At 65.1% G+C, this 19128-nt stretch carries 18 protein-coding genes; 7 read left to right on the top strand and 11 right to left on the bottom strand.

Annotated features, from left to right (window positions below):
* Positions 1-8: 8 nt before the first annotated feature.
* The 4 genes from WGH93_RS00945 to WGH93_RS00930 are packed head-to-tail and all read right to left on the bottom strand — an operon-like array spanning position 9 to position 4721.
* Positions 9-1157, bottom strand: a complete 1149-nt coding sequence (locus WGH93_RS00945; RefSeq protein ID WP_374762967.1) for an LptF/LptG family permease — start codon at positions 1155-1157, stop codon at positions 9-11.
* Positions 1154-2449 (bottom strand): LptF/LptG family permease, encoded by a 1296-nt coding sequence (locus tag WGH93_RS00940; RefSeq protein ID WP_374762966.1) that lies wholly within the window; start codon positions 2447-2449, stop codon positions 1154-1156. Before WGH93_RS00940 ends, WGH93_RS00945 begins: the two co-directional genes overlap by 4 nt.
* 12 nt (positions 2450-2461) lie before the next feature.
* Positions 2462-3448, bottom strand: a complete 987-nt coding sequence (locus WGH93_RS00935; protein ID WP_374762965.1) for a hypothetical protein — start codon at positions 3446-3448, stop codon at positions 2462-2464.
* Positions 3449-3476: 28 nt separating this feature from the next.
* The gene (locus WGH93_RS00930) at positions 3477-4721 is read right to left on the bottom strand and encodes a glycosyltransferase family 4 protein (RefSeq protein WP_374762964.1); all 1245 of its coding nucleotides are present in this window, start codon (positions 4719-4721) and stop codon (positions 3477-3479) included.
* A gap of 297 nt (positions 4722-5018) precedes the next feature.
* Between WGH93_RS00930 and WGH93_RS00925 the strand changes: the two genes are divergently transcribed.
* Positions 5019-5210 (top strand): (2Fe-2S)-binding protein, encoded by a 192-nt coding sequence (locus WGH93_RS00925; RefSeq protein ID WP_374762963.1) that lies wholly within the window; start codon positions 5019-5021, stop codon positions 5208-5210.
* A gap of 170 nt (positions 5211-5380) precedes the next feature.
* On the opposite strand, the gene bfr is transcribed toward WGH93_RS00925, so the two are convergent.
* A complete protein-coding gene (gene bfr, locus WGH93_RS00920; protein WP_374762962.1) occupies positions 5381-5860 on the bottom strand; it encodes a bacterioferritin in 480 nt (159 codons plus the stop codon).
* A gap of 188 nt (positions 5861-6048) precedes the next feature.
* Here bfr and trhO point away from each other — a divergent pair, with 188 nt between their 5' ends.
* The gene (gene trhO, locus WGH93_RS00915) at positions 6049-6996 is read left to right on the top strand and encodes an oxygen-dependent tRNA uridine(34) hydroxylase TrhO (protein ID WP_374762961.1); all 948 of its coding nucleotides are present in this window, start codon (positions 6049-6051) and stop codon (positions 6994-6996) included.
* Between the two features lie 41 nt (positions 6997-7037).
* Here trhO and WGH93_RS00910 read toward each other — a convergent pair whose 3' ends face one another.
* Positions 7038-7583, bottom strand: coding sequence for a hypothetical protein (locus tag WGH93_RS00910; protein WP_374762960.1), 546 nt, complete (start codon positions 7581-7583; stop codon positions 7038-7040).
* Between the two features lie 334 nt (positions 7584-7917).
* On the opposite strand from WGH93_RS00910, the gene WGH93_RS00905 reads away from it, so the two are divergent.
* Entirely contained in the window at positions 7918-8364 is a 447-nt protein-coding gene (locus tag WGH93_RS00905) for an outer membrane protein assembly factor BamD (protein ID WP_374762959.1), read from the top strand.
* An 83-nt stretch (positions 8365-8447) separates the two neighbouring features.
* Here the strand turns inward: WGH93_RS00905 and WGH93_RS00900 are convergent, their stop codons facing one another.
* On the bottom strand, positions 8448-10595 hold the full coding sequence (locus tag WGH93_RS00900; RefSeq protein WP_374762958.1) for a S9 family peptidase: 2148 nt from the start codon (positions 10593-10595) through the stop codon (positions 8448-8450).
* A gap of 171 nt (positions 10596-10766) precedes the next feature.
* Between WGH93_RS00900 and WGH93_RS00895 the strand changes: the two genes are divergently transcribed.
* Together WGH93_RS00895 and WGH93_RS00890 are read left to right on the top strand one after the other, a co-directional pair.
* Complete coding sequence (locus WGH93_RS00895; protein ID WP_374762957.1) at positions 10767-12554, top strand: aminopeptidase P family protein; 1788 nt, start codon at positions 10767-10769, stop codon at positions 12552-12554.
* A gap of 3 nt (positions 12555-12557) precedes the next feature.
* Positions 12558-13277: a metallophosphoesterase gene (locus tag WGH93_RS00890; RefSeq protein WP_374762956.1), complete on the top strand. Its 720-nt coding sequence runs from the start codon at positions 12558-12560 to the stop codon at positions 13275-13277.
* Positions 13278-13335: 58 nt separating this feature from the next.
* Here the strand turns inward: WGH93_RS00890 and WGH93_RS00885 are convergent, their stop codons facing one another.
* The gene (locus WGH93_RS00885; RefSeq protein ID WP_374762955.1) at positions 13336-13788 is read right to left on the bottom strand and encodes a protein tyrosine phosphatase family protein; all 453 of its coding nucleotides are present in this window, start codon (positions 13786-13788) and stop codon (positions 13336-13338) included.
* A gap of 278 nt (positions 13789-14066) precedes the next feature.
* Between WGH93_RS00885 and WGH93_RS00880 the strand changes: the two genes are divergently transcribed.
* On the top strand, positions 14067-14702 hold the full coding sequence (locus tag WGH93_RS00880; protein WP_374762954.1) for an OmpW/AlkL family protein: 636 nt from the start codon (positions 14067-14069) through the stop codon (positions 14700-14702).
* Positions 14703-14831: 129 nt separating this feature from the next.
* On the opposite strand, the gene WGH93_RS00875 is transcribed toward WGH93_RS00880, so the two are convergent.
* Together WGH93_RS00875 and WGH93_RS00870 are read right to left on the bottom strand one after the other, a co-directional pair.
* Entirely contained in the window at positions 14832-15467 is a 636-nt protein-coding gene (locus WGH93_RS00875; RefSeq protein ID WP_374762953.1) for a DNA-3-methyladenine glycosylase family protein, read from the bottom strand.
* A gap of 73 nt (positions 15468-15540) precedes the next feature.
* Entirely contained in the window at positions 15541-17412 is a 1872-nt protein-coding gene (locus tag WGH93_RS00870) for a serine hydrolase domain-containing protein (protein WP_374762952.1), read from the bottom strand.
* 74 nt (positions 17413-17486) lie between these two features.
* Between WGH93_RS00870 and WGH93_RS00865 the strand changes: the two genes are divergently transcribed.
* On the top strand, positions 17487-18161 hold the full coding sequence (locus WGH93_RS00865) for a nitroreductase family protein (RefSeq protein WP_374762951.1): 675 nt from the start codon (positions 17487-17489) through the stop codon (positions 18159-18161).
* Here the strand turns inward: WGH93_RS00865 and WGH93_RS00860 are convergent.
* Entirely contained in the window at positions 18158-19084 is a 927-nt protein-coding gene (locus WGH93_RS00860) for a MipA/OmpV family protein (RefSeq protein ID WP_374762950.1), read from the bottom strand. The two genes, WGH93_RS00865 and WGH93_RS00860, sit on opposite strands and share 4 nt — an antisense overlap.
* Positions 19085-19128 lie beyond the last annotated feature (44 nt).

Below are 19128 nucleotides of genomic sequence, written 5' to 3'. Positions count from 1 at the left end.
GCGCGAAATCAGTGGGCGCGCACGGTGATGCTGGCGCCGATCAGGAAGAAGACGAGGGTTGCCCCCGCCCCCGCCAGCATGGATGGCGCCACCCCCATGGTGCCCAGCGCCAGCAGGGTACTGTCCAGCACGAAATAGCCAAAACCCAGGCCGAGCCCCGCCACCACGCGCAGAATGCGGCCCCCGCGCCGGGGCATGGAAAAGCCCACAAAGGCGGCGAGCAGGGGCATGACCAGCGCGGCCAGGGGCTGGGCGATCCGGTGAATCAGGGCGGTTTTCAGCGAAAAGGCGGCCACGCCGGCGCTTTCCAGCGCGTTGATGCTTTGCCACAGGCGCCCCAGGCCCAGATGGGCCGGGCGATCCAGCCGGGCGAAAAGCTGGTCTTCCGGCAGGTTGAAGGTCAGCGGGGCGGTTTCCTGCGTGACCATGCGGTGGTCGGCCAGGTCGAAGCGGCGCACATTATACAGGGTCCAGCGGCCATTTTCCCGGATCGCCAGATCGGCCTTCAGGCTTTCATCCAGCAGGCCGTCCGCGCCGCGCCGGAACACGGTGACGGTCTGCATCAGGACCCGGCCCATCAGGGGTGTGACACCTTCTGCCTGTACGATGCGGTGCCCGTCGTCCAGCCAGACATCGGTGGCGGTGTCCGACGGATCGGGGCCATCCATGGCATATTCCTGATCCTGCCAATGGGCCAGGGTGCGCGATGCGGGCACCGTGACCTGATCGTGAAACAGCATGTGCAGCGCCGCCACCCCCAGCGCCACCAGCAGGAACGGCATCAGGATGCGCGTGGGGGTCAGCCCGGTGGCCCGCATGACCGTGATTTCGCTCGACTGTGCCAGACCGGCCAGGCTGAACAGACTGGCCAGCAAGACCGCAAAGGGCGTGAACTGGCTGATCAGTTCTGGCAGGCGCAGGCGCACATAGCGCAGCAGTGCTTCGCTGCCCGCGCCGGATGCCAGAATGTCGTCGGATCGGTTCAGCAGATCCAGCGATTGCAGCACCACCACCAGTGTCAGCAGCAGCAGGGCCACCCGTCCGGCGAAGTGGCGCATCAGCGTTCCGGCCAGCGTGCGCGACGGAATCAGAAAACGCAGGCATTGCCTTAGCGGGCCGATCGGGCGGTCGGTGGCACATGTGGGTGTATCCGTCATGGCCGCCCCCGGCGATAGAGACGCGCCAGTGCCCGTATACGGCGACGCAGGCGGCCAAGCAGGCGATCCAGCGCGCTGGGGCCAAGACTGCCGGGAATTTCCGCCAGCCGGTAAAAGCGCCACAGCGCCAGCAGGCTGAAAGCGGCCAGCAGGGGCCACATCACCAGAAAGGGCGAGGCCCCGTCATGGGCCACCTGTGCCTCCGCCCATTCTTCCAGAAGCTCATGATACAGAATAACCGCCGCCAACCCCAGCACCGGCCCCGCCATGCCGGGGGCGCGGGGCCGTGTAACCCCCGCCGCAAAGGCCAGAAACGGCAGCGGCAGGAAGGTCAGGGTGTGGATCAGGCGGAAATGAAAACTGGCCCGGAAAGCGCCCAGATCGTCGCTCGGCGCTTCGCCCGGCAGGAACAGCATACGCGCCAGTTCCGGCAGGGTGGCTTCCCGCTCCTGCCCGCCGCGGGCGCGAAAGGCGGTTTCCGGCGGCAGGGGAATGGTCAGGTCCTGTTGTTGGAAATTGAGCACGCCGGGCAGCCGGGCGCCGGGGGTCACCACCATTTGCCGCCCCTCCTCCAGCCGCAGCAACAGGGTGTCCCTGTCCGTGTCCACCATAAAGCGGCCCCGCCTGGCAGTGAAGGTGGAGCGCAGATCGCTTGCCCCTTCATAGGAGACGAACAGGTCCCGCATCTGCTTGCCGCCGTCTTCCAGGGCGCCGATCTTCAGCGTTACCCCGTCCGCCACCTGCATGAAGCGCCCCACCGGCACCCGCGCGCCCAGCATACCCGCCTGCAATTCGAAGCGCAGTTGGTGATAGCCATATTGGGCATAGGGCTTCACATAGGCCAGCAGCAGCAGATTCACCGCCATCATGCCCAGCGCCAGGATCATGAAGGGGCGCATCAGCCGCCAGGGGGACAGCCCGGTGGCCGCCATGGCATCCAGTTCGCTGGACAGGGCCAGCCGCCGCACTGCCAGCACGATGCCCAGAAACAGCGCCAGCGGCAGCGCCAGGGCCAGATAGTGCGGCACCAGAAAGGCCAGCATCTTCCACACCACATCCACCGGGCCGTTTTCCACCAGCACGAAATCCAGCAGCCGCAGCATCTGTTCCAGAATCAGCAACAGGGCCGCCACCAGCAGGGTCAGCGCCAGCGGGGTCAGCGCGGAACGCATCAGATAGCGGTCCACGGCACCCGGAATCAGCCATCCGGCGAGCCGCTGACCGTGTGGGGTGCCCTGTGCGGTGTTCCGGTCCTGTGCGGCATCCGGGGAAGGCGCGTGTCTGTCAGCCATGTGGTTCCGGCCTTATCGGGTGGCCTTTGCGGGGGTGGGCTCATACCCTGTTGGATCGGGCACGGATGTTAGCACATAGGCGGCCACATTGAAGACCTGTGACAGCGCCCCGGCGGCCAGGAACATGCCCGCCACGGTGGCTTCCGGCGCGTCCACATAGCTGCCCAGCGACAGCCCCAGCCCCAGAAAGATCAGGTCCGTATTGGGCAGGAAGGGAATCCGGGTCACCACCAGTTGGGCCGTCAGGAAGATGAGCCAGGTCAGCACCGGCACGTCCGGCAGGACCACCCACCACATGGCCACCTGAAGGCCAAGCTGCGCCACCAGCCGGGCCAGGTGGATCAGGAAGACCGTGCGCACCAGCCGCCCGCCGAGCGAGAAGATGCGCCCCCGGAATGTCACCACCAGCGGCACCAGCACCAGGGTCAGGGCCACCGCGATGCCGATATAAAAGGACAGGTCGCCATCCGCGGCCAGCAGCGTGTTCAACTGCCCGGTCAGAAAGAACAGGCCGAGCAGCAGCAGGGTGAACCCGTTGGAGGCGAGCGCCGACAATATGGCGCTGTCCTTCACCGTGGCGATGGCGCTGCGGCCCTTCAGGTTCAGGTGGCGGTGTGCCCACAGAGCGAGGAAGGCATCACCCGAATAGCTCAGCACCGCCAGATTATAGACCCTTTTCCGCACGAACAGCGGGAAGCGCCGGGCCATGGGGCGTTGCCAGATCAGCCGGAAGATCAGCATTTCCGCCAGCGGGATGGAAAAGAAAAAGCCGATGAAAAACAGGTAATAAAGTGGCTGTGTGGGCAATGACTGCCAGACCCGGCCCCAGCCGATTTCCGTCAGCCGGTGCATCAGATAGAGGCTTACGCCGAGCACGAAGGCCACTTGCACCACGCGCAGCGCCAGCCGCGCGCCGGGCCGGTCCATCAGGCCGCGCAGGCGCTGTGTCAGCGGGGGTGCTGGCGCCCGGTTGGGGTTTCGCGGCGGAAAGATCGTCATGGTCATATGCCCGTGATATGTGGTGCCATCACCCGGCGCGCCGGGCCGGATCGGTGGTTGCGCCCGGTGCTGCCGTATGGCGGTGCGATGCCTTCAACACGGCTTCATAGCGGTCAAGCAGGCTCGCGAGAACCTGATCCCAGGCGTAGGGCGCCGCCTTTTCCAGCGATGCCGCGGCCATGGCGGCGCGCTCATCGGGGTTGCGGATCAGGCAGGCAATGGCATCGGCGAAACCGGCCACGTTCTGACCGTCCACCAGCAGGCCGTTTTCATCATGGGTCACCAGCGTGCGGCTGCCGGTGGCATTGGCGCAGACCGGCACACAGCCGCTGGCCATGGCTTCCAGTGTCACATTGCCGAAGGTTTCCGTGACGCTGGCATTGAAGAATATGTCGCTGGAGGCATAGGCCCGGCCCAGTGCCGCGCCGTCCAGGAAGCCGGTAAAGATCGCATCGGGCAATTGTTCCTGAAGGCGTGCCCGTTCCGGCCCCTCGCCGACGATCAGGGGCTGCACGGGCAGGCCGCGCGCCTGAAGGGTGCGGATCACGTCGCGGAATACACCCAGCCCCTTTTCCAGCACCAGCCGCCCCACAAAGGCGATCACATGGGAGTCGTCCCGTACGCCAAGCGACCGGCGCCACTGAAAGCTGCGGGCTTCGGGTGTGAAAATGCTGCGATCCACCCCGCGGGACCAGAGCGCCAGCCGCGACAGGCCCTGTGCGCGCAATTCTTCCGCCATGCTGTCGGACGGCACGTAAACCTCGTCGCAGCGGCCATAGAAGCGGCGCATATAGGCACTGACCATCGGTTCCAGCCAGGGCATCCCGTAATAGCGGGGATAGGTGTCGAACCGGGTGTGGAACGATGCGACACGCGGCAGGCCCATGCCCTGGGCCCATTTCAGCGCGGCGCGGCCCAGCGGGTCGGGGCTGGCCAGATGCAGCAGGTCGGGCGCGAAATCCCGCAAAGCCCGGCGCTGGGCGCGGGGCAACCCCAGGGGCACGCGATATTCACTGCGGCCCGGAATAGGGATGCTGGGAATGTTTTCCACCGTGCCGGTGGCGGCAAAGGCGGGTTCGGCCACCTGCGGCGCGAAGATGCGCACATCCACATCGCGGGCCTTCAGGAACGCCACCAGCCGGTTCAGGGCCTTGGCCGGGCCATCAACCACCGTGTTGTAATTGCCGGTGAACAGCGCCAGCCGGGACAGGCGTCGGGGTTCCCCCGCATGGGCCGGGACGGCATCGGAAAAACGGTGAAGCTGGGCTGTCATAAGCCAGTCCTTTGTCTTGGTGTGGCCAGCGGGAATGCCGCTTGCCGCCACAGGATTTGTCCGCCCACCACGCCGTGCAAGATTACCACAACATGGCCAAAGTCAAGATTCCAGCAGGGGGACAACGGGCGGTCACTGGCTTTGTGGGCGGCGATTGTGGCCGGTAAATGGCGGATTTCAGGTAAAGACGAGGCCATGAACACCATTGCGTGAGCATTGCTTGAAAGGCGCTTGACCGCGCTCGTCCTTTGTACTAAGAACTAATTGCAATCGCATTTGGGAAGGAGCCGACGCCCCATGTATGTGTGCCTCTGCAATGGTTATACGGACAGGGATATCCGCGAAAGCGCTCGCCAGACCGGCGCGCAGGACGCGGACACCGCCTATATGGCGCTGGGCGGCGGTTTCTGCTGTGGCAGTTGCCGGGACTGCGCCGAAGATCTGGTGGAAAGCGAGCGCACGGCGCCGCTGATGCTGGCCGCGGAATAGCCCCAACCCCGGCATATATCCGCCCCAGAACCGAACTGGCTGAAACCGAATTGGCCGACAGGAACCCCCTGCCGGCCATCATGCTTTTGCCCGCTTCCGATTTCCGCGCCCGACCCCGATCATGCGCAAGGCGGCCGCCGACCACCCGCGCCGATTCCTGTGTGACTCGCTTATTTGGCGTTCGGTTCGCTCTGGTTCTGGATATAGTTTTGCAGGCCCATTTTCTCGATCTGCACCAGTTGCCGTTCGAGAAAGTCGATATGCTCTTCCTCGTCCACCAGAATGGTGTTCAGAAGATCCCGGCTGGCATAGTCGCGGATGTCTTCCGCATAGGCGATGGCATCCTTCAGATCCTTGTGCGCCTTGTATTCAAGCTTCAGATCGCATTCCAGGATCTCTTTCGTGTCCTCGCCGATCAGCAGCTTGTCCAGGTCCTGAAGATTGGGCAGACCATCCAGAAACAGCACCCGCTCGATCAGGGTGTCGGCGTGCTTCATCTCGTCGATGGATTCGTGATATTCATAGTCCGCCAAACGGCTGATTCCCCAGTCTTTCAGCATACGGCTGTGCAGGAAATACTGGTTGATCGCCGTCAGCTCGTTCCTCAGGATCGTGTTGAGGTGCTGAATGATTTTCTTGTCGCCCTTCATGAGTGCCTCCATTGGCCGGGATATACAGAAACGTGGATACCATCAGCAGGCCGGGGCGGCAAGCCGATGCCGTGGGTGCGGGGTTTCCTTGCGCCCGCGATTTATAGGCGATAAGCACGCCAGCGGATCACCCGCACGCCCTGAAGGGTGTGGATCGAACGCCCGTTGGCCCCGATGGATAGCCCGCCATGACTGAGACCCTGATTGCCACCCTGTATCATTTCGCCCCGGTGCCCGACCCCGCCAGCCTGCGGGAAACGCTGGAAGCGGATGCCCGCCGGGCGGGTCTGAAGGGCACCCTGCTGGTGGCGCGGGAAGGGCTGAACGGCACGCTGGCGGGCGCGCCCGATGCGCTGCGCGGCTTTGTGCGGGGGCTGAGAGACCTGCAAGGCTTCGACCGGCTGACCTGGAAGGAAAGCCTGCACGCGGTGCCGCCTTTTCACCGGCTCAAGGTTCGGCTCAAGCGGGAAATCGTGACCATGGGCGTGCCGGAAATCGACCCGGAGCGTTATCGCGGCCACTATGTGGCGCCACGGGACTGGAACGACCTGATCCAGCGCGACGATGTGATGCTGGTGGATACCCGCAATGACTATGAAGTGGCGATCGGCAGCTTTGAAGGGGCGATCGATCCCGGCACCCACTGCTTTCGCGACCTGCCCGAATGGCTGGCGGAACACGCGGACCCGGCCCGCACGCCCAAGGTGGCCATGTTCTGCACCGGCGGCATTCGGTGCGAGAAATCCACCGCCTATCTGCGCCAGAAGGGCTTTGAGGATGTGTATCACCTGGAAGGGGGCATTCTGAACTATCTGGAGCGCGTGCCGGAGGAAGAAAGCCTGTGGCGCGGCGCCTGTTTCGTGTTCGATGAGCGCGTGGCGGTGGGGCACGATCTGGCCCCAACCGGGCATGTGCTGTGCCGGGGCTGCCGCCGCCCGGTGGACGCGGATGCCCGGCAGGACCCCCGCTTCGAGCCGGGGGTCAGTTGCCCCGCCTGTCATGATGGCCTGAGCGATGCCGCAAAGGCCCGGCGCCGGGAGCGCTGGCGCCAGGTGAAACTGGCGGAGGCGCGCGGCGAGCAGCATATCGGCCAGCCAATGGGTCAGTCGACCGGCGAGGATGGCGGCAGCGCTTAAAAAGCTCCCCGCCTGAAAAGATCACCCGAAAAGCCCCTGCCTTAAAAAGCCTTGCCGAGGGCCAGGCCGAAGACCACCGCGTCCTTGCGCGTGATGTCGTAATGGAATTGCGGCGCCAGGGTGAAGTCCCCCATTTCGAACTCATAAAAGGTGCCGATGCGGAAAACGGCATTGGTTTCGTGGATGATGTCTTCTTCCGTTTCGCCGTCGTCCAGTGTGATCACTTCTTCTTCATCGATGAATTCCAGCCCCGGCCCCACTTGCAGGGTCCAGTGATGGGTCAGGTGAATGTCGGCGGTGGCCAGCAGGGTCCAGGCACTCACGGGGCCCGCGGCATATTCCACAACGCCGCCAAGCCCCAGAAGGTCGCTGGTGCGGTATTCATAATCCAGCCCGGTGGTGAAGCCGGTTTCATCGGAATGGGTAATGGTGGTGCCGCCAAGAATGACCGACAGGTGATGCGGCTTGTCCTGCCAGAGCGGCGTGGCTTCATGCGTTGATCCCGAATGCGGATCGGCTGCCGCTGCGCTTCCTGAAAGCAGTAGAAGCAGGGTGATAGAAAACAGGGTGTTTGTTAATGTAAACATGTCAGTTTCTCCTTCCGGTGGTGCATCATAAAAATATTTCATGTGGCCGCAAGGGGGGATTTTTGGAAATTTTTTACTTTATAATTTCTATAAGTTATTTATATTTTAAAATATTAAATGGCCTTAACAATAATTTATTGTATTTTTTGATTTGAAGATGCGGCCATAAGAATCGTATATTTTCTAACAAAATACTGATTTTCATCAAAAAGTAATGCAAAAACAGATATTTAAGGAAAAATTGCATTTCTGTTACAGAATGGATATAAAGAATGTGTAACCGATTTGTAATATGGCGCTGATCCCGGCGCTTGCAGCAATGGGGAGACCCGACATGAAAAGCATAAAAGGCTTCAAAAGGGATGGCGGGCCGCTGCGCGCGGCGCTTTTGGGTGTCAGCGCGCTGGCTCTTGCTGCTTGCGCCGGCGACCCTGACAGGCCGTTGAACGCGGACAGCCGCATCACGCCGGCGGAACAGGCCAATCAGGTGGCGCGTACATCGGCAGGTCAGGATTTCGGCATGGAATCCATCCTGTCCGGGGACTGGCAGCGCGCCGAAACGGCCCTCACCGCTTCCGGCAATGACGGGGCGGAGCCGTTCCGCCTGCTCAATCTGGCCTATATCTATCGTCGCACCGGTCGCCCGGAACAGGCGGCGACCCTTTACCGGCAAATTCTGGACGGGGAGGCCAACCCCCTTGCGGAAATGCCGGGCGGGGAGCCTGCGCCGGTGAAGGATGTGGCCCGGCGCGGTCTTGCGGCGCTTGATCTGACCCGATAATCCATCCGCCTGATATGGGTGCGGCCCGGTGATCTCGTGGATCGACCGGGCCGCTGTCATTTGGTGCCAATGGCGCCGGGGGGTCAACCGCTTTCGCCGCCGCCTTCTCGACCCGCGAGGCCAAAGGCCATCAGCAGGAAGGTGAATTCCTCCGCCACTTCCTGCACCGCCTCGAAACGGCCTGACTTGCCGCCGTGCCCGGCTCCCATATTGATCTTCATAACCAGCAGATTGTCGTCCGTCTTGGTGGCGCGCAGTCTGGCCGTCCATTTGGCCGGTTCCCAATAGGTGACGCGCGGATCGTTCAGCCCGCCCGTGATCATCATGGGCGGATAGTCCTGCGGGCGAATGTTGCTATAGGGGCAATAGGCCCGGATGGTGTCGAAGTCCGCCGGGCTCTTCCGGGGGTTGCCCCATTCCGGCCATTCGATGGGGGTCAGCGGCAGGCTGTCATCCAGCATGGTGTTCAGCACATCCACAAAGGGCACATGCAGCACCGCGGCACGGAACAGCTCAGGCGCCTGATTGACCGCCGCCCCCATCAGCTCGCCGCCCGCGCTGCCGCCGGAGATGGAAATGCCGCCGGTCTCGGCATAGCCGCTTGAGGCCAGGTGCCGGGCCACGTCCACAAAGTCGTTGAAGGTGTTTTCGCGCCGGTCCAGCTTGCCCGCCTCATACCAGCCATGGCCCAGCTCATCGCCGCCGCGTATATGGGCGATGGCAAAGGCAAAGCCCCGGTCCAGCAGGGACAGCCGCGCCGCTGAAAAGCCCGGCGGCATTCCCATTCCGTATGCGCCATAACCATAGAGGTGCAGCGGCTGCCCGGCGCCCTTTTGCCAGTCGCGGCGCATCACCAGGCTTACCGGCACCTGGGTGCCATCCCGCGCGGTGACCATCAGCCGTTCACTGCGATAGCGATGCTTGTCATAGCCGCTGGGGATTTCCTGTTCCTTGCGCACACTCAGGTCACGGGTCGCCACGTCATAATCCAGTACCGAGGGCGGCGTGACCAGCGAGCTGTAGCCCAGCCGCACAAAGCCCGCATCAAATACCGCATTGGTGCCGATGCTCACCGTGCGCACATCTTCCGCCAGGGTCACGTCATGGCCGTCCCCCTTCAGCCCGTCCGGGCCGAGCGGCAGAATACGGAGCTGGTCCATACCGTCGCGGCGCTCCTCCACTGCGATGAAATCCCGGAACACCTGCATGTCCCGGATATACAGCCGGTCATCGCCGTGCCGGATCGGGCACCAGTCCGCTTCGCCCCCGGTCGCCCCATCGCCCAGATTATAGAGCGAGAAATTGATGTGCGCCCGGTTGGAGCGGATCACGAAGCCGCAGTCACCATGGTCCACATCATAATCGTGCCCGTCCCGCCGCGGGGCCAGCGGGGGCTGAAGGGTGCCGGTTTTTTCCCCGTCTCCGGCCATGGTTTGCCCCGTTGGGCGCAGTGGCAGGGGCCGCACTTCCGTGGTGCGGTGATCGCCGGTCTTGACCAGCAGGAAGCGGCGGTCGCTGCTTTCATGGATATGAACGAAAAAGCCGGGGTCTTCCTCTTCGAACAGAAGGGTGTTTTCCGCCGCCCCCAGCCGGTGCCGTTCCAGCCGGTACGGGCGCCACTGGGCGGAGACGGTGACGAAGAAAAAGCCGCTATTGTCCGCTTCCCAGACGATTTCGCCGGATGTTTCGCCCACCCGGTCGGCCAGCCGCTCACCGCTTATCAGGTCGCGCACTTCGATGGTGAAGCGTTCCGATCCGTCCCGATCCGCGCTGAAGGCCAGCAGGCGGCCATCGGGGCTGACCGCGATCTGGCCCAGGCGGAAATAGTCCCCGGCGCTGGCCTCGGCCACTTCATCCAGAATGGTGGTCCAGTGGCTTTCTCCCAAGGGGCGGCGCTGCCATGTGCGGTACTGGGCGCCTGCCGCGAAGGTCCAGCGATATTCATACGCCCCGTCCCGCCAGGGCACGCTTTCGTCGTCTTCCTTGATGCGGCCACGAATCTCGTTGTAAAGCGTTTCGGTCAACGGCTTTACCTGGCCCATTACGCTTTCGAAATATTTGTTCTCGGCCTCCAGATAGGCCAATATATCCGGGTTCTGCACATTGGGGTAATCCGGGTCCCTCAGCCAGTGATAGGGGTCATCGATGGTGCGGCCATGCCAGCTTTCCCGGTGCGGACGGGTGGCCGCCCTGGGGGGGCTGATGCTGGCGGGGGCGGGCAGAATGGTCATGGCGGGTTCCTTCTGGTCTGACCTGTCTCCGGCTACGGCGTGCCCTTCTGGTGCTAGTGGGCGGGCGGGGGATTGTCAAAGGGCTCGCTTGTCAAACAGGGGCAGGGCTGCCAGACAAGGACACAGGCACACCTATACATCCACAGGCTTCACACCGAGGGGGAGACAGGCGTGAGCGATATACAGGCCCGGCTGAACACGATCCGCGACGAGATGGCGACGGACAGGCTTGACGGCTTCATCATTCCGCTGACCGACGAACATATGAGCGAATATGTGGGCGATTATGCCCAGCGGCTGGCCTGGGCCACCGGTTTCACCGGCTCAGCGGGCAATGGCGTGGTGCTGAAGGACAGTGCCGCCGTGTTCGTGGACGGGCGCTACACCCTTCAGGCGGAGCGGGAGCTGGACCCGGCGCAGGTTGCCTGGTTCCAGTTCGAGGAAACCCCTCTGCTGGACTGGATCGCGGACCATGCCCCGAAGGGCGGGCGCATTGGCTATGACCCGGACCTGACCACCACCGCCTGGCGTGACGCGGCGGTGAAGCGACTGGCGCGGGCGGGGCTTACGCTGGTGCCGGTGGCGGACAACCCGGTGGATCGGGCCTGGTCCGACCAGCCCGCGCCCCCCATGGCGCCCACCGTCGCGCATGATGTCACCCATGCCGGGGAGGCCAGCGAAAGCAAGCGCGCGCGCCTTGCCGAGGCCCTGAAAAAGGCCGGGGCGCAGTGCGCCGTGATCACCATGCTGGACAGCGTGGCCTGGCTTTTCAACATTCGGGGCCGGGATGTGGCCCATTCCCCGGTGGTGCACGCTTATGCCCTGATTCACGCCGATGCCACGGCGGACCTGTTCATCCACCCGGACAAGGCGGATGCCGCACTGGATCGGCACCTTGGCGCCGGCGTGACCCGCCACCCCCGCGAGCGGTTCTTCGACCGCCTGAGCGCGCTGGGCGCCAATGGCACGCCGGTTCAGGTGGACCCGGCCACCAGCACGGCGCGGGTTGTGGACACGCTGGAACAGGCCGGGGCGGACCTGATCTTCGCCATGGACCCCTGCGCCCTGCCCAAGGCGTGCAAGAACGCCACCGAGCAGGCGGGCGCCCGCGCCGCCCATGTGCGGGACGGCGTGGCCGTGACCCGCTTCCTGCACAAGATGGCCACACAGGCGCCGGACCCGGCGCTGGACGAGCTGGGCGCGGCGGAGGCGCTATGGGCGCTGCGGCAGGACGGCGAGCTGCTCCGGGACCAGAGCTTCCCCACCATTTCCGGCGCCGCGGAACACGGCGCCATCGTGCATTACCGCGTCACGGCAGAAACCAACCGCCCGATCCGCGACGGCGAGCTGTATCTGGTGGACAGTGGCGCCCAGTATCTGGACGGCACCACTGATGTCACCCGCACCATCGCCGTGGGCGCGCCGAGCGATTCCATGCGCCAGCATTATACGCTGGTGCTGAAGGGGCATATCGCGCTTGCCACCACACGGTTCGCAAAAGGCACCAGCGGCCATGCCCTGGATGCCATCGCCCGGCGCCCGCTGTGGCAGGCGGGGCTGGACTATGACCATGGCACCGGCCATGGGGTGGGCGCCTATCTCAATGTGCATGAAGGGCCGCAGCGCATCGCCAAATTCGGCAGCAATGTGCCGCTGGCGCCGGGCATGATCCTGTCCAACGAACCGGGCTATTATCAGCAGGGCGCCTATGGCATCCGCATCGAGAATCTGGTGCTTGTGGTGCCGGTGGAAACCGGCGGGGAGCGGGACATGCTGGGCTTTGAAACCCTGACCCTGGCGCCGCTGGACCGCAGCCTGATTGATGTGGACCTGCTGGACAGCCACGAGATCGCCTGGGTGGACGCCTATCACCGCCGTGTGCGGGCGGGGCTTCAGGATCACCTGCCGGGCGATGTGCTGCCCTGGTTCGAGACCGTGACCGCGCCGCTGGTGGGCTGACCCATGGTCGATGCCGCCGCCGACCTGCACATCACCCTGCCGCCCAACAATCGGGGCCGCGATTTCTATGTGGGCGATGTGCACGGCATGGGGGCCATGCTGCGGGCCGCGCTGGATGATGCGGGCTTTGACGAACATGTGGATCGGTTGATCTCGGTGGGGGATCTGATCGACCGCGGGCCGGAGTCCGATGCCATGCTGGCACTGGTGGATGCGGACTGGTGCTTTGCCGTGCGCGGCAATCACGAACAGATGATGCTGGATGCCGCCGGGTCCGCCGAAGCGGCCCTGCTATGGCGCGAAAATGGCGGCACCTGGGCGGACGGCCTGACACCAGACGGCTTCGCCACCGCCCTGGAGCGCGCCCGCCGCCTGCCGCTGGCGCTGAGCGTGCAACAGCCGGACGGCGGCGTGATCGGCGTCTGCCATGCGGAGTGGCCGCGCCGCGACTGGGCGGGCGTGGACCGGGCGCTGAACCATGAGCGGGACCGCATCGCCATGCTGTGGGGGCGCCGGGTGGTCTTTGCCGACCGGTCGCCTCCCGCCGATATCACGGCCCGCTTGACCGTGCACGGCCATACGCCGATTGATCAGCCGGTGCGCCGGGGCAGCGCCGCCTTTCTGGATACGGGCGCGGTGCATGGCGGCACGCTGACCCTGCTGACCGCCGATCAGTGCGCCGCCCTGCCGGATCAGCGGGCGCATCCGCTGATGCGCCGCTAATCCGCCGTTGATATGCCGCTGATGCGCCGAGGTGCCGCGCCCCTGTATGGCGGGGGCGTCAGGCGGGGTCGTTTTGCTGGTCCGCGCGCAGATCGCTCAGGGTGGCTTCCATGGGGGCCAGATCATAGCCCGCCTCAGCCGCGCGGCTGATGATGTCCTCCAGCGGGCGGCTGCCATGGGCCGCTTCCGCCAGCGCCCACAGGGTGGCCGACCGCGTGCCGGTTCGACAGAAGGCCAGAACCGGGCCCCCGGCCTGTTGCAGCGCCTCCGCCGTGCGGGATACCGCTTCCATCGTCACCTGGCCCGGTTGAATGGGGATATCCAGCCAGTCCAGCCCGTGGGCGCGGGCCGCATCCTTCAGCGCGGCATTGGCGGGTTGATCGGCGGCCTCGCCGTCCGGTCTGTTGGAAATCACAAGGCGCACCCCTTCGCTGGCAGCCCGGTCCAGGTCCGTTTCTTCGATCTGGGGGGCCACCCGGAAAGTTTCGGTCAGGGTCAGGAAGGCGGTCATGAGGGGTTTCTCCTTATGAGTGAACAGGGTGAGTAGCAGTGAATGGGGCGAATGTGGGGTGATCAGAGCCCATCGGCAAGTGTGCCGTCAACCCGTGGGTTGAGCGCATTTTTCTATCGGTCAGGGGGTATGCGGCGATGGCCCCCTGCGACCGAATGGCACAGCGGGCTTTGACCCATCTCAAGCCGTCGGCGCCGTATTGGCGGCATCAGGGGGCCAACAGACACGCGCCGCACGGTTTTCGGCCTGCGGCCCGAACATCAAGGAGATGATCCATCATGCCCGCACTCAAAACCCTGTTGATCACCGCCACGGCACTTGCCGGCGTGGCCGGTCTCGCCCCGGCGGCCCAGGCTGAACAGGGTGATTTTCTGGTGCGCCTTCGGGCCATCCATATCGCCCCTGACGAGAGCAGCACCATCGATCCCATTGGCGGCAAGGCCACCGTTGGCACTGCCACCGTGCCGGAGTTGGACATCACCTATTTCCTGACGGATCGCATCGCGGCGGAACTGATTCTGGCCACGGCGGATCACAATGTGGGCGCGGTGAACACGGCGCTGGGCGATGTGGATCTGGCATCCACCAATATCCTGCCGCCCACCCTGACATTGCAATATCATCTGGCGCCCGAAGCGGAAATTCGTCCCTATGTGGGGGCGGGCATCAACTATACCTTCTTTTATGATGAAAGCGCGCCGGGCGGCGCCGTGACCAGCATCGACTATTCGGACAGCTTCGGCTTTGCCCTTCAGGCGGGGGCCGACTTCATGGTCACCGATAGCTGGTTCATCAATGCCGATGTGAAAAAGCTGTTTCTGGACACGCGGGCCGATCTGAACGGCGGCGCCATCACGGCGGACGTGGATATCGACCCGTGGATCTTCGGTCTTGGTGTGGGCATGAAATTCTGACGCCGATCAGGCCCGGACCACCAGCCCCGGCATAACGGTCCCCACCCGGCCGGGGCGTGACCTGGCGCCGCATCCCCTTTCAAGCGGGGAGCGGCGCCTTTCTTGTGGGTGCCTTCGGGGCGGGGCCGGTCAGGTGGGGGCATTGGACAGCACATGCCAGGCCAGCAGGGCCACGCTGCTGCGCCGGGGGCGCCAGCGGTCGCCGATTTCCTTCAGATGTCGCGGGGTCGGGCGGGTTTCCATGTCCAGTATGGTGGCGGCCCCGGCGCGCACGCCCAGATCGTCCACCGGCCAGATGTCCGATCGGCCCAATGAGAACATCAGATACATTTCCGCGCTCCACCGGCCCAGGCCCTTGACCCCGCTGATGGCGCCGATGGCGGCCTCGTCGTCCAGCCGCGGCAGGGTGTCCACGTCCAGCGCGCCGCTCGCCACCGCCTCGGCCAGGCTGCGGGCATAGGTCACTTTCTGGCGCGACAGACCGGCCCCCCGCAAGGCATCTTCCGGCAGGGTCATCAGCCGGTCGGGGCTGGGCGCGCCGTCCATCAGCGCTTCCAGGCGCGCGGCGATGGTGGCGGCGGCCTTGACCGATAATTGCTGCCCCACGATCACCCGCAGCAGAATGGGAAAGCCGTGGCTGCGGCGACGCGCCGCCGGATACCCCACCTGCTCCAGCGCGCGGGCGATGGCGGGGTCGCTGTGGGCCAGCGTATCCAGATCGCGGCGGATATGGGTATCGGTCAGGCGGTAGTCAGGGTTGGTCATGCGGGGCCTCCTGTCGGGGTGTGGTCAGGGGTTGTGTCAGCGGGGGTTATAACGGGTTTTCGGGGGCAGGGCATCAGGCCGGGGCCAGCGTGCCCGCCAGCCCCCATGCCACCAGAATGAAAAAGCAGGTCAGCGCGGCCAGGGTCAGCAGCAGCAGATGCATCGGCGCGAACAGCATGGCCGCGCCCCCCGGATAATGCCCGCGCCGGGTGAAGGACAGGGCAAACAGGGGAACGGACAGAACCAGCATCAACCCCAGATTCAGCAAAAGCCGCCACAGCCAGACCAGCACCGGGCTGTCCCATTGCCACAGCGCGGCGGGCCACAATGACCATTCCATCGCCACCCCCAGCGCCACCAGCACGGCCCCCAGCCCGCTGAACAGGGCCATGCGCCGCCAGGCTTTTCCGGCCCGGCTGCGGATATGAACCATGCCGGTCAGCAATATGGCCAGCGCCACGGGCAGCGGGCTCAGCACCAGCGCCGGGCGCCCCAGCCAGCCCACATGGCGATAGGTGCGCCCGTCCAGCAGGAAAAATCCCCCGGCCAGATAGGGGTGCGCCAACAGGTGCCGGCCCGCGTCGTCCCGGTAGATCAGCGGTGCCACGCGGGTAAACCGGCGCACCCTGTCGCCGCGGATCAGGTCCAGCCCCGCAGGGGTTCCACCGTCCGCGCCCGCCGTGCGATGGGGCACCAGCCGCACGCCGTCCCGGCTGAGGCCGGTCAGCCGCTGGCGCAGCCAGTTGGTGGGGGTGCTGTCATCCACATAAAGGCCGCTCAACCGGTCGGCGCGCTGGGTGTCCTGGGGTGTCAGCTTGAGCGGCCCTGGCGGGAAATGCGCCGCGCTGATGGCCCCGGCGGCGGTCATCAGCGCACGGGTCGGGGTGCGGGCGGGCGCCGCGCCGGGCAGATGCAGGATCGCCAAATCCATGCCCGGAAAGGCGATGAATGCCACCCCCCTGTGCGGTGCCGGAGTCTGGTAGCCGGTCCCGGTCAGGCCCAGTGCCAGCGCGCGGTGCCCCTTCACGGTCAGTATGTCCATGCCGCCAATGGTGGCGGGCGCGGCGGCCTGCATCCGCCAGAGGCCGTCCCGGCCAAGTCGCTCGAACAGGTGGGGGCTCAGATAGTCCGAATCGCCTGTGGGGCGGTTGTCATCCAGCAGCCGGATCAATCGCACCAGCAGCCGGGTGCTGCCGGTCAGGCCGTCCATGGCGGCGAATTCCCCCGGCAGCGGCGAGGTGCCAGCCTTCAGGGCCGTATCCGACAGGCCGAGCGGTGCCGTTACCTGTTCATGAAGGACGGCCAGCAGGCCCCCATCCCGTTCGCTCCCGTCCTGCTCGTTCAGGCCCCGCCGCGCCAGTGCGCGGGCCAGCAACGCCCAGCCAGCCGGGTCGGCATGGGCCATGCGGCCGGGCGGGCGCAGCCGGGCCAGTCCGCGCGTGGCGGAAATGTCCGGGGCCAGCGGGCCGCTCGGCTGCCAGCCGCTGCCGAAGGGCGGGGTTGCAAAGCCCGCCGTACCGGCCAGCAGATGATGCAGGCGCACGGCCCGGCGAAAGGGGCTGTCCGCCACCGGGATTTCCACCAATTCGGTCAGCGGGCTATCCAGGGACCAGATGCCCGCGTCCACCAGGCGCAGCGCGGCGAGCGTCATCACCAGCCGGGCGGCGGGGCCGAGTCGGTGGTGCCGGTCCATGGCCGGGGCGGTATTACCGATCAGGCGCGGGCCGTTCAGCACCAGCCGTTTTCCGGGCAAAGCGCCGGTGGTGTCGGCTATTACAGCGCGGGTGGCATCCGCCGGCAGCCACAGCGCCTGCGCGCGGGCGGGCGGAGACGGCCAGAGCGCCAGCAGGGCGAACAGCAGCGGGGCCAGAAACAGCACGGGCAGCGGCTGCCGCCGGGGCCGGTGGCGCCCATATGTCTGTATCATGCCGTCGCTGTTGGACATGGCCGTTTGTCCCCGTCATTCTGTGCGCTGCCGGATGTTTGGCGGGCAGGGCTCGTTTCTGTGTAAGGGAAAGCATGACCGAGGGACAATTCAAACCGCTTTCAGGATATCCCCATCTGTCGGACGATGACGCGCTCGCCCGTGTGCAGGCATTCCGCGACAGCATGGCCACGCGCCGGACGGTGCGCGATTTTTCCGACCGACCCGTGCCCCGCGCGGTGATCGAAGCGGCTATCGAGACCGCCGCCAGCGCGCCCAGCGGGGCCAACAAACAGCCCTGGCATTTCGCGGCGGTGGAAAGCGCCGCGCTGAAGGCCCGGCTGCGGCCCGCCGTGGAACAGGCGGAGCAGACCTTCTATACCGAAAAGGCCAGCGCACAGTGGCTGGCGGATCTGGCGCCGCTTGGCACCGATGCCAGCAAGCCCTTCGTCACCAGGGCGCCCTGGCTGATCGCGGTGTTTCGCAAGGCTTATGACATCAGGCCGGACGGCACCCGCGACCAGCATTATTACGTTTCCGAAAGTGTCGGAATCGCTTGTGGCTTTCTGTTGGCCGCGCTGCATCAGGCGGGGCTGGCCACGCTGACCCATACGCCCGCGCCCATGGGGTTTTTGCGCCGGATGTTCGACCGGCCAGCGCAGGAAAAGCCGGTCATGCTGGTGGTCACCGGCCATCCGGCGGCGGATGCGCGGGTGCCCGACATCACCCGCAAGCCCCTTGGTGTCGTGGCGGATTTTCATACTGACTAAAATGTGAAGGTCAGCGCGGTGCCCAGTACCATCTGATTGGCGGAGCCTGCCTTTCCGGCCACCAGCGGGCTGTCGGACGCATCGCCCAGCAGCCGGGCATAGCTGATCAGCGCCAGAAAGCGGGCGCGTTCGGTCACATTATAGGCGCCCACCAGATTGATGCTGCCTTCGGAAATGGTGGATTTTGGCGTGAAGGTTTCCAGCCCGAAGGTGGATCGGGCCGCCTGCTCCGGGCTGACCCCGAAATTGGTGCGCATGGACTTGTCCGACTGCCATTTCAACCGGCCCGCCAGCCCGATGAACAACTTGCCGCTTTTATAAATGCCCTGACCGGCGGTCAGCCGGATCGTGGCGCCCTGACCGGCCCCCAGCGCCTGGCGCATTTCCAGATCCACCAGCGCCTTTTCGGTGCGATACTGCACGAAGCCGCCCAGTTCCAGCGTGGTTTTGATATCGCCCAGCCCTTCCAGCACCTTGTTGCGCCGTTCGTCCCGGCCAAAGACCAGATTGGCCAGCGGACCCGCGCTCCACGGGCCGTTGTGCCAGGCGAAATAGCTGAACTTGGTGTCGTTCAGTTTCCACACGTCCTTGTAGCGAAGCTGTATGAGCGGCAGGGCGCGCAGCCGCATATTGTTGGAGCCGGTATAATCCGGCACCAGCCCGGTGGCAAACCCCACACGGGCCTGAAGGCCGTCCACTTCCAGCGCATCGGGCCACAGGGAATCCACCCCTGATGTGATCGACTCGAAGGTGTCGGCCATGCGGTCCAGCGGTTCAAATTCCTGCGCGGAAGCTGCCTGAGGCACCGCCAGAAGGCCCCAGATGCCCAGAAAAACGCCCAGAAAAACGCCCGGAAAAACGCCCAGAACGGCGCCGGGCCAGGCGGCGCGAACAGTGCGGCAATGGGTGCTGGCGGTTGTCATAGGGTATAGCGTAGGCCCGCCACCGGGGCGCTTCAAGGGCGCTG

It is taken from the genome of Yunchengibacter salinarum (genome assembly GCF_037658235.1).
Lineage (GTDB): Bacteria > Pseudomonadota > Alphaproteobacteria > Sphingomonadales > Kordiimonadaceae > Yunchengibacter > Yunchengibacter salinarum.
This window is presented reverse-complemented; position numbering and strand designations above follow the sequence as displayed.